Origin of the sequence: Serratia sp. CY33525 (genome assembly GCF_052169115.1) — a bacterium.
GTDB lineage: Bacteria > Pseudomonadota > Gammaproteobacteria > Enterobacterales > Enterobacteriaceae > Serratia > Serratia sarumanii.
In genome coordinates this window covers 733,130-746,510 of the sequence record NZ_JBJNLK010000001.1, presented here as the reverse complement: position 1 = coordinate 746,510, position 13,381 = coordinate 733,130, and the positions used below count along the sequence as shown (strand labels likewise).

The 13,381-nt window shown below is 62.1% G+C and carries 13 protein-coding genes; 9 read left to right on the top strand and 4 right to left on the bottom strand.

Annotation, left to right across the window (positions count from 1 at the left end; genetic code table 11):
* Positions 1 to 541: 541 nt before the first annotated feature.
* From menD to menE, 5 genes are read left to right on the top strand one after another with little or no spacing between them, the layout of a single operon-like run.
* Positions 542 to 2,218 (top strand): 2-succinyl-5-enolpyruvyl-6-hydroxy-3-cyclohexene-1-carboxylic-acid synthase, encoded by a 1,677-nt coding sequence (menD, locus tag ACJ8IM_RS03545; protein ID WP_033653771.1) that lies wholly within the window; start codon positions 542 to 544, stop codon positions 2,216 to 2,218.
* Positions 2,215 to 2,985 (top strand): 2-succinyl-6-hydroxy-2,4-cyclohexadiene-1-carboxylate synthase, encoded by a 771-nt coding sequence (gene menH, locus ACJ8IM_RS03540; protein ID WP_033653772.1) that lies wholly within the window; start codon positions 2,215 to 2,217, stop codon positions 2,983 to 2,985. Before menD ends, menH begins: the two co-directional genes overlap by 4 nt.
* An 11-nt stretch (positions 2,986 to 2,996) precedes the next feature.
* On the top strand, positions 2,997 to 3,854 hold the full coding sequence (gene menB / locus ACJ8IM_RS03535) for a 1,4-dihydroxy-2-naphthoyl-CoA synthase (protein WP_033635308.1): 858 nt from the start codon (positions 2,997 to 2,999) through the stop codon (positions 3,852 to 3,854).
* Entirely contained in the window at positions 3,854 to 4,837 is a 984-nt protein-coding gene (menC, locus tag ACJ8IM_RS03530) for an o-succinylbenzoate synthase (RefSeq protein ID WP_033653773.1), read from the top strand. The genes menB and menC overlap by 1 nt, the downstream gene beginning before the upstream one ends.
* Positions 4,825 to 6,210: an o-succinylbenzoate--CoA ligase gene (menE, locus tag ACJ8IM_RS03525; protein WP_033653774.1), complete on the top strand. Its 1,386-nt coding sequence runs from the start codon at positions 4,825 to 4,827 to the stop codon at positions 6,208 to 6,210. The genes menC and menE overlap by 13 nt, the downstream gene beginning before the upstream one ends.
* Positions 6,211 to 6,253: 43 nt before the next feature.
* On the opposite strand, the gene katA is transcribed toward menE, so the two are convergent.
* A complete protein-coding gene (gene katA, locus ACJ8IM_RS03520; RefSeq protein ID WP_033653775.1) occupies positions 6,254 to 7,690 on the bottom strand; it encodes a catalase KatA in 1,437 nt (478 codons plus the stop codon).
* A 338-nt stretch (positions 7,691 to 8,028) separates the two neighbouring features.
* Between katA and ACJ8IM_RS03515 the strand changes: the two genes are divergently transcribed.
* Positions 8,029 to 8,568: a YfaZ family outer membrane protein gene (locus ACJ8IM_RS03515; protein ID WP_004935943.1), complete on the top strand. Its 540-nt coding sequence runs from the start codon at positions 8,029 to 8,031 to the stop codon at positions 8,566 to 8,568.
* Positions 8,569 to 8,615: 47 nt separating this feature from the next.
* Here ACJ8IM_RS03515 and tyrP read toward each other — a convergent pair whose 3' ends face one another.
* Positions 8,616 to 9,824 carry a tyrosine transporter TyrP gene (gene tyrP, locus ACJ8IM_RS03510; RefSeq protein WP_033653776.1) on the bottom strand — a complete coding sequence of 403 codons (1,209 nt, stop codon included), beginning with the start codon at positions 9,822 to 9,824 and terminating at the stop codon, positions 8,616 to 8,618.
* A 245-nt stretch (positions 9,825 to 10,069) separates the two neighbouring features.
* Here tyrP and ACJ8IM_RS03505 point away from each other — a divergent pair, with 245 nt between their 5' ends.
* The 3 genes from ACJ8IM_RS03505 (at position 10,070) to ACJ8IM_RS03495 (ending at position 11,908) form a co-directional block, all read left to right on the top strand.
* A complete protein-coding gene (locus ACJ8IM_RS03505; RefSeq protein ID WP_033653777.1) occupies positions 10,070 to 11,266 on the top strand; it encodes a nicotinamide mononucleotide deamidase-related protein YfaY in 1,197 nt (398 codons plus the stop codon).
* A 66-nt stretch (positions 11,267 to 11,332) separates the two neighbouring features.
* Positions 11,333 to 11,524 (top strand): helix-turn-helix domain-containing protein, encoded by a 192-nt coding sequence (locus ACJ8IM_RS03500; protein ID WP_033653778.1) that lies wholly within the window; start codon positions 11,333 to 11,335, stop codon positions 11,522 to 11,524.
* Positions 11,525 to 11,755: 231 nt separating this feature from the next.
* A complete protein-coding gene (locus ACJ8IM_RS03495) occupies positions 11,756 to 11,908 on the top strand; it encodes a Hok/Gef family protein (protein ID WP_004935921.1) in 153 nt (50 codons plus the stop codon).
* 59 nt (positions 11,909 to 11,967) lie between these two features.
* Here ACJ8IM_RS03495 and yfaE read toward each other — a convergent pair whose 3' ends face one another.
* The gene (gene yfaE / locus ACJ8IM_RS03490) at positions 11,968 to 12,228 is read right to left on the bottom strand and encodes a class I ribonucleotide reductase maintenance protein YfaE (RefSeq protein ID WP_033653779.1); all 261 of its coding nucleotides are present in this window, start codon (positions 12,226 to 12,228) and stop codon (positions 11,968 to 11,970) included.
* 3 nt (positions 12,229 to 12,231) lie between these two features.
* On the bottom strand, positions 12,232 to 13,362 hold the full coding sequence (gene nrdB, locus ACJ8IM_RS03485) for a class Ia ribonucleoside-diphosphate reductase subunit beta (RefSeq protein ID WP_019453694.1): 1,131 nt from the start codon (positions 13,360 to 13,362) through the stop codon (positions 12,232 to 12,234).
* Between the last annotated feature and the right edge of the window lie 19 nt (positions 13,363 to 13,381).

The following is a 13,381-nucleotide window of genomic DNA, read 5'->3' as shown; positions in this document are numbered from 1 at the left end:
ACAAAAGCTCCTCACTTCTGACCAAAAGGGCAGCCGGTAAACCCGCTGGGAGTGCGTGAACATCCTGTATCTGGCGCCGGGAACATATGGCGTGGATTTGTTGCAGGAAGGAACAGACCTTTCCAGTATAGCTGTTCAGAATGAGATGTGTCTGTTTTTTAATCGTATTGTTTAATTTTAATAAACATTTGTCGAGGCGGGGCGTTCTGACCTATGCCCGATCAGCAACGGTATGTCATGGAGGTTGACTTGCTGTGGCGGGAAGATACGTCAGGATAAACTCACTGGGTATTTCCCTGATTTTTGTATGGACGGATTGAGCCGGCGCCGCCGCAAGTGTAAAGTATTTGTGTTTTTATTGTTTATTTTTTGTTCTAAATCAAATAATTATCTGGTGTAAACGCCCAGGGATATACGGCGTTCTTGCGCTGGCGCAAAAGCCGTGAAAATAACACCTCATATAATACAGAGCGTAACTACAGGCGCGGCGTCCGTCGGCTGCGCCGGAGACGATCTCTGCTAACTGACTTGTGAGCGAACTATGTCGACAAGTGTTTTTAATCGCCGGTGGGCGGCTGTGCTGCTCGAGGCGCTGGCCCGCCATGGGGTGCGGCATGTTTGTATCGCTCCGGGATCGCGCTCCACGCCGCTGACGCTGGCCGCCGCGGCTAACCGATCGTTTATCTGTCATACCCATTTTGATGAGCGCGGGCTCGGCCATCTGGCGCTTGGGCTGGCGAAGGCGGCGCGTGAGCCGGTGGCGGTGATCGTCACGTCCGGCACCGCGGCGGCCAACCTTTATCCCGCGTTGATTGAAGCCGGCCTGACCGGTGAGCGGCTGGTGTTTCTCACCGCCGATCGGCCGCCGGAGTTGATCGACTGCGGCGCCAATCAGGCGATCCGTCAAAACGGCCTCTACAGCAGCCACCCGACGCTGGCGATCGATCTGCCGCGTCCTACGCCGGATATTCCGGCCGCGTGGCTGGCCTCCAGCGTCGACAGCGCGATGGCGCGCCTGCAGCACGGCGCTTTGCACATCAACTGCCCGTTCGCCGAGCCGCTGTACGGCGGCGACGAACGTCACTATGCCGACTGGTCCGCCGCGCTGGGCGACTGGTGGCAGAGCGATCGCCCGTGGCTGCAGGAAAGCGAGACGCGTACGGCGCCGGTGCCGCAGCCGGACTGGTTCTTCTGGCGGCAAAAGCGCGGCGTGGTGCTGGCCGGGCGCATGAGCGCGCAAGAGGGCGCGCAGGTGGCCGAATGGGCCGCAACGCTGGGCTGGCCGCTGATCGGCGACGTGCTGTCGCAGACCGGGCAACCGCTGCCCTGCGCCGATTTGTGGCTCGCTCATCCGCAGGCGCAGCGCGTACTGCAAGATGCGCAGCTGGTGGTGCAGTTCGGCGGCAGCCTGACCGGCAAACGCCTGCTGCAGTGGCAGGCGCAGTGCCGGCCTGAAGAGTATTGGATCATCGACGAGCTGCCGGGGCGGCTCGATCCGGCCCAGCACCGGGGGCGGCGCCTGCGCGCCGGCGTGGCGCAGTGGTTGGCGCAGCACCCGGCGCAGCCGCGCCAGCCTTGGGCCGCCGGGCTGGCCGTGCTGGCGGATAAAGCGCTGACGGCGGCATCCACGCATCTGCACGATAACTTTGGCGAAGCGCAGCTGGCGCACCGCCTGCCGGAGCTGCTGCCGGAGAACGGCCAGCTGTTTCTCGGCAACAGCCTGGTGGTGCGACTGATCGACGCGTTAACCACGCTGCCTGTCGCTTACCCGGTATTCAGTAACCGCGGCGCCAGCGGCATCGACGGCCTGATCTCCACCGCCGCCGGCGTACAGCGCGCCACCGCCCGGCCGACGTTGGCGGTGGTGGGCGACCTTTCCGCGTTGTATGACCTCAATGCGCTGGCGCTTTTACGCCACTGTTCGGCGCCGACGGTGCTGATCGTCGTCAACAACAACGGCGGCCAAATTTTCTCGCTGCTGCCGACGCCGGACGAGGAGCGCCAACGCTTTTACTGCATGCCGCAGAACGTCGAGTTCAGCCACGCGGCGGCGATGTTCCAGCTGGAGTACGCGCGGCCGGAAAACTGGAGCCAGCTGCAACAGGCGGTTGAGCAAGGCTGGCGGCGCGGCGGCGCCACGCTGATAGAACTGCAGGTGTCGCCGAGCGCAGGGGCCGAAAGCCTGCAATACCTGGTGCAACAGATGGCGGTGCAATGATGCTGGCGACGCGAATTTTGCAACAGGGCGAAGCGGGGCGTCCGTGGCTGGTATGGCTGCACGGCCTGCTGGGCAACAACAATGAATGGCGGGTGATCGCCGCGCGTTGCCCGGAATGGCCGTCGCTGGCCATCGATCTGCCCGGCCACGGCGATTCCGTGGCGGTGAGCTGCCGCGGCTTTGACGACATCAGCGCGCAAATCGCCGCGACCCTGCAACTGCGCAATATTGAACGTTATTGGCTGGTGGGCTACTCGCTCGGCGGGCGCATCGCCATGTATCACGCTTGCCACGGTCGCCATGACGGCCTGCAAGGCGTGATCGTCGAGGGCGGCAATCCGGGGCTTGAGGACGAACAACAGCGCCGCGATCGTTGCGAGCAGGATGCGCTGTGGGCGGCGCGTTTTCGCAGTGAGCCGATTGCCGAAGTCCTGGCGGACTGGTATCAGCAGCCGGTGTTCAAAGAGCTTAGCCATGTGCACCGCCAGGCGCTGATCGCCGCGCGCTCGGTCAACAGCGGCCCGGCGATCGCCGACATGCTCGAAGCCACGTCGCTCGGGCGGCAGCCCTATCTGGCGCCGCAGCTACGTCAACTGACCGTGCCGCTGCGGGTGCTGTGCGGTGAGAACGACCCCAAATTTCAACGGCTGGCGCGCGACGCCGGGTTGCCGTTGCGCATCGTGCCGCAGGCCGGCCACAACGCGCACCTGGCCAATCCGCAGGATTTCGTCGCCGAGCTGCAGACCTTTCTCGTTAACCTTGGTTAAAGGAACCGAACATGCTTTATCCGAATGAAGAACAGCTGTATGCCGCTATCGCCTGGCAGGATTGCACCGGCGATTTCGAAGACATTCTGTATCACAAGTCCGCCGACGGCATCGCCAAAATCACCATTAACCGGCCGCAGGTGCGCAACGCGTTTCGCCCGCAAACGGTTAAAGAGATGATCGACGCGCTGGCCAACGCCCGTTACGACGACGGCATCGGCGTCATTATTCTGACCGGCGCCGGCGATAAGGCCTTCTGCTCCGGCGGCGATCAGAAAGTGCGCGGCGATTACGGCGGCTATCGCGACGACAGCGGCGTGCATCACCTCAACGTGCTGGACTTCCAGCGCCAGATCCGCACCTGCCCGAAACCGGTGGTGGCGATGGTGGCCGGTTATTCGATCGGCGGCGGCCACGTGCTGCACATGATGTGCGATCTGACCATCGCGGCGGATAACGCCATCTTCGGCCAGACCGGCCCGAAAGTGGGCTCGTTCGACGGCGGTTGGGGCGCGTCTTACATGGCACGCATCGTCGGCCAGAAGAAGGCGCGCGAAATCTGGTTCCTGTGCCGCCAGTACGATGCCGCCGCCGCGCTGGACATGGGGCTGGTCAATACCGTGGTGCCGCTGGCCGATCTGGAAAAAGAGACGGTGCGCTGGTGCCGCGAAATGCTGCAGAACAGCCCGATGGCGCTGCGCTGCCTGAAGGCGGCGCTGAACGCCGACTGCGACGGCCAGGCCGGTTTGCAGGAGCTGGCGGGCAACGCCACCATGCTGTTCTACATGACCGACGAAGGGCAGGAAGGGCGCAACGCGTTCAACGAGAAGCGTCAGCCGGACTTCAGCAAATTCAAGCGTAACCCGTAATGAACGGGGTAAACCGCAGCGCGGCGCTTTACCGTTACAGCCTGCCGATGGAGGCGGGCGTGGTGCTGCGCAATCAGCGGTTGAAAACGCGTGACGGATGGGTGGTGCAGCTGCGTCAGGGTGAGCGTGAAGGCTGGGGCGAGATCGCGCCGCTGCCGGAATTCAGCCGGGAAACGCTGGCGCAGGCCGAACAGGCCGCGTTGGACTGGCTGCAGGCCTGGTTGGCGGGCAACGAACCGGATGACAGCGCGCTGCCTTCGGTGGCCTTTGGGCTCAGCTGCGCGCAGGCCGAGCTGGAGCAGCGCTTGCCGACGCAGGCGGATTTCCGCAAGGCGCCGCTGTGTACCGGCGATCCGGATGAGCTGTTCGAGACATTGAGCGCCTTGCCGGGCGAGAAAGTCGCCAAGGTGAAGGTGGGGCTGTATGAGGCGGTGCGCGACGGCATGATCGTCAACGTGCTGCTGGAGGCGCTGCCGGATCTGCGGCTGCGGCTGGACGCCAACCGCAGCTGGACCCGCGCCAAAGCCGACGGCTTCGCCAAATACGTCAACCCGGCGTGGCGCGATCGCATCGCCTTTTTGGAAGAGCCCTGCAAGACTCGTGATGAATCGCGCGATTTCGCCCGGGCGACCGGCATCGCCATCGCCTGGGATGAGAGCGTGCGCGAGGCGGACTTTGTGGTGCAGGCCGAGCCGGGCGTGGCGGCTATCGTGATCAAGCCGACGCTGGTCGGCAGCCTGGCGCGCTGCCAGGCGCTGGTGGCGCAGGCGCACGCGGCGGGGCTGACGGCGGTGATCAGCTCCAGCATCGAGTCCAGCCTGGGGTTAACCCAGCTGGCGCGCATCGCCCGCTGGCTGACGCCGGACACCGTGCCGGGGCTGGATACCCTGGGGTTGATGCAGGCGCAGGTGCTGCGGCCTTGGCCGGGTAGCGCATTGCCGCTGCTGGATGCCTCGGCGCTGGAGTGCCTATGGCGCCGTTAAGCGATTGGCCGTGGCGACAATGGGCGCGCCTTCAGCCGCAGGCGACGGCGCTGCTGCTTGGCGAGCGGCCGCTGAGTTGGCTGGCGTTGCAAGGCCAGGTGGATGAGCTGGCGGCGGATTTTCAGCACCAGGGCGTGGAGCCGGGCTGTGGCGTGGCACTGTGCGGTAAAAACAGCTACCCGCTGCTGTTGGCCTATCTGGCGCTGCTGCAATGCGGCGCGCGCCTGTTGCCGCTCAATCCTGCCTTGCCGACGCCGCTGCTGGCACAGCTGTTACCCGAATTGGACATCACCTTTGCCTTCGGCCCGGATCCGTTGCCGGCGCTGCCGGAAGAGGTGATTCGATTGACGCCGCCCTCGACCGAGCCGCGCTGGCCGAACCTGCCGAGGTGGGATGCGCAACGTCTGGCGACGCTGACGCTGACCTCGGGCTCCAGCGGCCTGCCGAAAGCGGCGGCGCACAGCTACGCCAATCATCTGGCCAGCGCCGCCGGGGTGTTGCGGCTGATGGATTTTCAGCGCGAGGATTGCTGGCTGCTGTCATTGCCGCTGTTTCACGTCTCCGGCCAGGGCATCGTCTGGCGCTGGCTGGCGGCGGGGGCGCGGCTGGCGGTGCGCGAGATGCATCCGCTGGCCGAGGCGTTGGCGGGATGCACGCACGCCTCGCTGGTGCCGACACAGCTCTGGCGGCTGCTGGCGCAACCGCTGACGGGCATGACGCTGAAAGAGGTGCTGCTCGGTGGCGCCATGATCCCGGTGGCGCTGACCGAACGGGCGGAAGCGGCGGGGATCCGCTGCTGGTGCGGCTATGGGCTGACCGAACTGGCTTCCACGGTGTGCGCCAAGCGCGCCGATGCGCGGCCGGGCGTCGGCCTGCCGCTCAGCGGCCGCGAGGTAAAACTGGTGGACGAAGAGGTCTGGATCCGCGCCGACAGCCTGGCGCTCGGCTACTGGCGTCATGGCCAGCTGCAGCCGCTGGCGGATGCACAGGGCTGGTTCGCGACCCGCGATCGCGGCGCGATGGCCGAGGGGGAACTGCGCATTCTCGGCCGGCTGGACAACCTGTTTTTCAGCGGCGGCGAAGGGGTGCAGCCGGAGGATATCGAACGCGTGTTGGCGGCGCACCCGCAGATCTCGCAGGCGTTTGTGGTGCCGGTGGCGGACGCCGAGTTCGGCCAGCGGCCGGTGGCGGTAATCGACGGCGATCCGTCGCTGTCGCTGGCGGCGTTGCTCGCCTGGTCGCAGGACAAGCTGGCTAATTTCCAACGCCCGGCGGCGCTGCTCCCGCTGCCTGAGGAACTGAAAAACGGCGGCATCAAGATTTCGCGCCGCCAGTTGCAGCAATGGGTGGCGCAGCGCCTCTCTCAGGCATAAAAAAGCCGCCCGAAAGGGCGGCTGAGTGGATGACGGCAGGGGGTTATTGCAGCCCCAGCGCCTTGGCGACGCCGGCGCCGTAGTCCGGATGCACCTTGGTGAACAGCTCGACCTGACGGCGCTGGATTTGCTCCGGCACCTGCGACAGTTCGCCGGCGATGCGGGTGAACATGCGCTGGTGCTCTTCGGCGCTCAGCAGGTTGAACAGCGCGCGCGGCTGGCTGTAGTAATCGTCGTCTTCACGATGATTCCAGTGGTCGGCCGCGCCCTCAATGCTCAGCGGCGGCTCGCTGAAGTCCGGCTGCTCCTGGAACAGGCCGAAGCTGTTTGGTTCGTAGGTGGCGCCGTTGCCGCTGTTGCCGTCCACGCGCATCGCGCCGTCGCGATGGTAGTTGTGGAACGGGCATTTGGCGCCGTTCACCGGGATCTGGTGGTGGTTGACGCCCAGGCGATAGCGGTGCGCATCGCCATAGGAGAACAGACGGCCCTGCAGCATTTTATCCGGCGAGAAACTGATGCCCGGCACCACGTTGGCGGGGTTCATCGCCACCTGCTCAACCTCGGAGAAGTAGTTGTCGGGGTTGCGGTTCAGCTCGAAATAGCCGACGTCGATCAGCGGATAGTCGCCGTGCGGCCACACCTTGGTCAGATCGAACGGGTTGTATGGCGTCTGCGAGGCTTCGTGTTCCGGCATGATCTGAATTTGCAGCTTCCAGCGCGGGAAGTCGCCGCGTTTGATCGCGTCGAACAGATCGCGCTGTGAGCTTTCGCGATCCTTGGCGATGATCGCTTCCGCTTCTTCATCCATCAGGTTTTCAATGCCTTGCTGGCAGCGGAAGTGGAATTTCACCCAGAAACGCTCGTTGGCGGCATTGATAAAGCTGAAGGTGTGGCTGCCGAAGCCGTGCATGTGGCGATAGGACTTCGGAATGCCGCGATCGCTGAAGTCGATGGTCAGCTGGTGTAGCGATTCCGGCAGGTGGGAGAAAAAGTCCCACTTGTAGACGGGGTTGCGCAGGTTGGTATGCGGATCGCGTTTCACCACGTGGTTGAGATCGGGGAATTTCAGCGGATCGCGCAGGTAGAACACTGGCGTATCGTTACCCACCAAATCCCAGTTGCCTTCTTCGGTATAGAACTTCATGGCGAAGCCGCGAATGTCGCGTTCGGCGTCGGCGGCGCCGCGTTCACCGGCGACGGTGGAGAAGCGGATGAACATGTCGGTCTGTTTGCCGACCTCGGAGAAGATCTTGGCGCGGGTGTAGCGGGTGATGTCGTGGGTGACGGTAAAGGTGCCGTAAGCGCCGGATCCCTTGGCGTGCATGCGGCGCTCGGGGATGACTTCACGGTCGAAGTGGGCCAATTTTTCCAGGAACCACACGTCCTGCAACAGCATCGGGCCGCGTTTGCCTGCGGTGATCACGTTATTGTTATCGACAACCGGGGCGCCGGCTGCGGTGGTCAGTCCTTTCTTGCTCATCACTTGCTCCTTATCGTAGTGCAGTTAAGTAAAGACTCGGGCGGTTTAAGCGTTCATCAGCATAGTCCTTTGGCGGGGCTTCTTCCCCTGACCTTGGTCAAAGCCACTACTAGTTGTAGCCCTATTGCCGAGCGACGGCAAATAGGTCTCGGTTATCGTTGGCATTGCCTTGACGAATATAGAATCTTGTTTGCAAATATTTACATTTATTTGATTATTGAAGAATTTTTTCGCTTTTATCCCTTAAATACTCATTGCGCTTTGGTATAGACTCGTGACGTTATTATTATGCGTTGATTCGATCATTCGGTACGGATGACAAACCAGAGGGAAAGATGATGAAAAAGACTTGGGTCGCGTGCGCGGCAGGATTGCTGTTGGTGACCGGCGCGGCGAACGCCATCAGCGTGTCGGGCGAAGCCGGGCAGCACTACACCAACCTGGGCGTTGGCATGAGCACCGGCTCTTCTGGTCTGGGCCTGACCGGCAACTGGGCGCGCAGCGACCACGACGGTAACGTCGGCAGCGTGGGGCTGAACTTCGGCGTGCCGCTGGGGCCGTTGACGGCGACCGTGGGTGCCAAAGCGCTGTACCTCAGCCCGAAAGACGGGAAGAGCGGCGGGGCGGTGGCGCTGGGCGGCGGCCTGGAGTGGGAGATCAACCGTTACTTCAGCCTGCACGGCGAAGGGTACTTTGCGCCTGAATCCTTCACCAGCGGCGTGAAAGCCTATAACGAAGCCAGCGGCGGCCTGCGCTGGAAGTTCCGTCCGCTGAGCGTGGACGTGGGCTACCGTTACATGCAGATGGAAGGCAAAGACGGGCGTCGCGACAACACGCTGGCCGATGGCCCTTACGTCGGCGTGGGTCTGAGCTTCTGACGCTGTGAAAAAGGGGCCTTCAGGCCCCTTTGTTCTTTCTGTTCCGCTTACCCTACCGCCGGCAGCATGCCGCTGGCGATGCCCAGTTGAATGGCGATCACCGTCACCCCGCAGACAAACACCAACGCCAGCGCCGGCGTACCGCCCCAGACGCGATACTGCGCCTGATGTTTTTTGCGCGTTTTCCACACCAGCAGTGAAGGCAACAGCAGCGCCAACACCGACAAGGCAATGGCGGCGAATCCTAGCGCCAGCACGAAGCCGCGCGGGTAGAACAGCGCAAAGGCCAGCGGCGGCAAGAAGGTGATGGCGCCTGTTTGCAGGCGGCCACGCACGTTGTCTTGCCGCTTGAACAGGTCGGCCAGGAAATCGAACAGCCCGAGCGCGACGCCGAGGAACGAGGTCGCCAGCGCCAGATCGGCGAACAGGTGCACCGCCAGTTCAACGTGCGGCGAAGCCACCGCGTCGCGCACCGCCTGCAACAGACCGTTCAGCCCGGCCTGCTGCGCCAGAATGCCGACGAAGGTGTCGGAGCTGATGCTGCCCAGCGTTGCCAACTGCCAGAAGATGTAGGCCATCAGCGGGATAGCGCTGCCGATGATAAACACCCAGCGCAGTTTGCGAATGTTGCCGCCCATATAGTTGACGATGCTCGGCACGCTGCCGTGGAAGCCGAAAGAGGTGAAGATCACCGGAATAGCCGACAGCGCCAGGCCTTGCTCCAGCGGCAGCGTCATCAGGTTGGTTTGGTGGATATTCGGCAACATCAGGCCTAGCATCACCACCAGAAATACCACTTTGGCGCTGAACAGGATGCGGTTGAACAAATCGACCGAGTGGGTGCCGATGCATACCACGCCGCCGGCCACCAGGGTGAACAGCAGAACGCCGAGCGACACCGGGAAGTCCTGCGACGTCCACTGGCTGATGCTGGTGGCGAGCAGTTCGCCGGCGCCGCTGATGTAGGCGGCGGTGAGGGCGTACATCAGGAACATCATGCTAAAGCTGGTCAGCCACTGGCCGCCGCCGCCGAGATAACGTTTGGCGAGGGTGCCCAGACCGGTATCCGCCTGCTCATGCTGGTAAACCTCTACCAGCAGCAGCGCGGTGTAACACATCAACAGCCACAGCCCGACCAGTAAGGCCAGCGTGACGCCGAAGCCGACGCCGGCCGCCGCCAGCGGCATCGCCAGCATCCCGGCGCCAATGGTGGTGCCCGCCACGATAAAAACACTGCCAAGAGTGCGATTCTTCACGTTTTTTCTCTACCAGCCGAAAGATTTTGAAAATTATAGGTAACGATTTATGAGGATGGCAGGATAGTGGAAGCCCTAATTTGTGTCAAACCGACGTTACGCATGATGTACAGTAATGTTTACATTGCGGCGAGCTGCATGGCACATGAGGAACGGACCCATGGCTGAAATTATCCGCAGGCGGCTAGTGAAAAGTTATTTACGGGCTTCTATAGTGGAATGACCAAAAAATGTGGGAGAGATCAATGTTAAGGGTGGAGATGCTCAGCACCGGCGATGAGGTGCTGCACGGGCAAATTATTGATACCAACGCCGCCTGGCTGGCGGACTACCTGTTCCGGCAGGGAGTGCCGATGAGCGGGCGGGAAACGGTCGGGGACAGCCTCTCTGCGTTGATCGAGATCCTGCAGGAACGAAGCCATATCGCCGATGTGCTGATCGTCAACGGCGGCCTGGGGCCGACCAGCGACGATCTCAGCGCGCTGGCCGCCGCCAAAGCCTGTGGCGTCGAATTGGTTGAACGGGCCGACTGGCTGGCGCGCATGGAAGCCTATTTCGCCGAGCGCGGGCGGCCGATGGCTCCTTCCAACCGCAAGCAGGCGCAGATCCCGGCCAACGCGGAAATGCTGGATAACCCGGTGGGCACCGCCTGCGGGTTCGCGCTGCAGCTGAACCGATGTCAGATGTTCTTCACCCCCGGCGTGCCGTCGGAATTCAAAGTGATGGTCGAACAGCAGATCGTGCCGCGTCTGCGCCAGCGCTTCACCTTGCCGACGCCGCCGCTCTGCCTGCGCCTGACCACCTTCGGCACCTCCGAGAGCGATCTGGCCGCCGAGCTGGACGGTATGCCGCTGCCGCCGGATGTGGTGCTGGGTTACCGTTCCTCCAGCCCGATCATCGAGCTGAAACTGACCGGGCCGGAAAGCCGGCGTGCGGAAATGGAACTGGCCTGGCGGCGCGTGCGCGAGGTGGCGGGGGACAACTGCATCTTTGAAGGCACTATCGGGTTGCCGGCGACGCTGACACAGCGCCTGAATCAGCAAGGGCTGAAGCTGGCGTTGAGCGAGCAGTTCAGCGCCGGGTTGATCAATCTGCAGTTGCAGAGCGAAGGGGCGCCGCTGGCAGGGGGAGAACTGCTGCCGGCGCACTGCATCGAAACGCTGGAAACCACGCTGGCGCGCGCCCGCTCGCTGGCGGAATTGACCGGCGCGCCGTTGGCGTTGGCGGTCAGCGCCATGTGCGACGATCAGGTGAGCATTGCGCTGCATACGCCGCGCGGCGGCATTGGCCAGACCGTTCGTTATCGTGCGTCGCGCCACGGCCTGCGGCTGCGGCAGGAGTCGGTGGCGATGCTGGCGCTGGATATGCTGCGCCGCTGGCTGAATGGGGGCCAGGCGTGCGGTAAAAACGCCTGGCTGGAGGTGGTGGAAATTATCGAGTGACGGTCATGGCGCCGAGTTGCCGGCGTCACGGCTTTGCTGCAGCCGTTCGGACGCCAGACGTGAAAGGTGTATCGCCGCCGCGCCCCGCGTTTGCAGTTCTGTACCGTAGTTCCTGAGTGCCTGCGCGGCGAAACCGTGCTGCAGATCGCGGAAACGCTGGGATATGCCTCGCCGAGTAATTTTATCTCCATGTTTCGCAAAGCCTTTGGCGATCCCCCGGCGCGTTATTTTTCCGCGTCGGCAGGAAAGGGGCGTTAAGCGAAATACTTTGAGGATAGTTATATATCCCTGATTAATCATGATCTTATAGGGGATATTCGCGGCGAGGGAATGCTGTTACTCTTTTGGCGGGTGCTTGAGACTGTTCGTCTTGGGCATTGTGTGACAAGGCGGATAGATGAAAGCCCCAGACTGACTCTCAATCAGAATGGGGCTGCACATACCGCCTAGACACCGGTATGGTAGCCCCTTCACAGCAAGGAGGCAAGCATGCGCTTAAGGCATGTGTTTCATTCGCTAACCGTTGTATGTATTACGGTTTTGTTATTTATCTGGATGATAAGAGACTCGCTGTGCGAGCTGAAAATCTACCAGGAAAATATCACTATCCTGATCAGGTTGGCGTGTGAGGTGAAGCGGTAATCATAGGGCGGGGGCAACCCCGCCTTCTGGTCTCCAGGCGCGGTTTCCGGCACCCGACTTTACATTTCCAGCTCGATATCCGTCAGCGGCATGCAGCAACAGGGCAGGATCTCGCCGGCGTTGATAAACGCCAGCGGCTGTTGGCGGTAGGCCACTTCGCCTTTCACCAGCTTCAGGCGGCAGGCGCCGCAATAGCCGGAGCGGCATTGGTACTCTACCTGCACGTCGTGCAACTCCAGCACGTCGAGCAGGCAGTTTTCACTGTTGGGGCAGGAGAGCTGCGTGCCGGCGGCGCGCAGCGTTACGATTGGCGTCGCCATCGCTTACAGTTCGAAGTCGCTCAGGTCGTCGGCGTTGATCTCCGAGTCGATCTGGCCAACCAGGTAGGAGCTCACTTCCACTTCCTGCGGCGCCACCTGCACGTTGTCGGACACCAGCCAGGCGTTGATCCATGGGATCGGGTTGGAGCGGGTTTCGAACGGCAGACCGAGGCCGACCGCCTGCATGCGGATATTGGTGATGTACTCCACATACTGGCACAGGATGTCTTTGTTCAGGCCAATCATCGAGCCGTCGCGGAACAGGTATTCCGCCCACTCTTTTTCCTGCTGGGCAGCCAGCACGAACAGATCGTAGCACTGCTGTTGGCATTCCTCGGCGATCTCCGCCATTTCCGGATCGTCGGCGCCGGAACGCATCAGGTTCAGCATGTGCTGGGTGCCGGTCAGGTGCAGCGCTTCGTCGCGGGCGATCAGCTTGATGATTTTGGCGTTGCCTTCCATCAGTTCGCGCTCGGCGAACGCGAAGGAGCAGGCGAAGCTGACGTAGAAGCGGATCGCTTCCAGCGCGTTCACGCTCATCAGGCACAGGTACAGCTGTTTCTTGAGCGCGCGCAGATTGACGGTGACGGTTTTACCGTTCACCTGGTGGGTGCCCTCACCCAGCAGGTGATAGTAGCTGGTCATCTCGATCAGATCGTCGTAGTAGCCGGAGATGTCTTTCGCGCGCTTCTTGATCTCTTCGTTGGTGACGATGTCGTCGAACACCAGCGCCGGATCGTTGACGATGTTGCGGATAATGTGAGTGTAGGAACGGGAGTGGATGGTCTCGGAGAACGACCAGGTTTCCACCCAGGTTTCCAGCTCAGGGATCGAGATCAGCGGCAGCAGAGCGACGTTCGGGCTGCGGCCCTGGATGGAATCCAGCAGCGTCTGATACTTCAGGTTGCTGATGAAGATATGCTTCTCGTGCTCCGGCAGCGCCTGGTAATCGATGCGATCGCGGGAGACGTCAACTTCTTCCGGGCGCCAGAAGAAGGAGAGCTGTTTTTCGATCAGCTTTTCGAAGATTTCATGCTTTTGCTGGTCGAAACGCGCAACGTTTACCGACTGGCCGAAGAACATCGGCTCTTGCAGCTGGTCGTTTTTGGTCTGAGAAAAAGTGGTGTAAGCCATAAGCCTGAATCCATCGTAA

Coding starts and splice junctions, on each gene's coding strand:
- menH (WP_033653772.1), top strand. CDS start 2,215: ATGATGCTGGCGACGCGAATTTTGCAACAGGGCGAAGCGGGGCGTCCG.
- ACJ8IM_RS03515 (WP_004935943.1), top strand. CDS start 8,029: ATGAAAAAGACTTGGGTCGCGTGCGCGGCAGGATTGCTGTTGGTGACC.
- menD (WP_033653771.1), top strand. CDS start 542: ATGTCGACAAGTGTTTTTAATCGCCGGTGGGCGGCTGTGCTGCTCGAG.
- nrdB (WP_019453694.1), bottom strand. CDS start 13,362: ATGGCTTACACCACTTTTTCTCAGACCAAAAACGACCAGCTGCAAGAG.
- ACJ8IM_RS03505 (WP_033653777.1), top strand. CDS start 10,070: ATGTTAAGGGTGGAGATGCTCAGCACCGGCGATGAGGTGCTGCACGGG.
- menC (WP_033653773.1), top strand. CDS start 3,854: ATGAACGGGGTAAACCGCAGCGCGGCGCTTTACCGTTACAGCCTGCCG.
- menB (WP_033635308.1), top strand. CDS start 2,997: ATGCTTTATCCGAATGAAGAACAGCTGTATGCCGCTATCGCCTGGCAG.
- ACJ8IM_RS03495 (WP_004935921.1), top strand. CDS start 11,756: ATGCGCTTAAGGCATGTGTTTCATTCGCTAACCGTTGTATGTATTACG.
- katA (WP_033653775.1), bottom strand. CDS start 7,690: ATGAGCAAGAAAGGACTGACCACCGCAGCCGGCGCCCCGGTTGTCGAT.
- yfaE (WP_033653779.1), bottom strand. CDS start 12,228: ATGGCGACGCCAATCGTAACGCTGCGCGCCGCCGGCACGCAGCTCTCC.
- menE (WP_033653774.1), top strand. CDS start 4,825: ATGGCGCCGTTAAGCGATTGGCCGTGGCGACAATGGGCGCGCCTTCAG.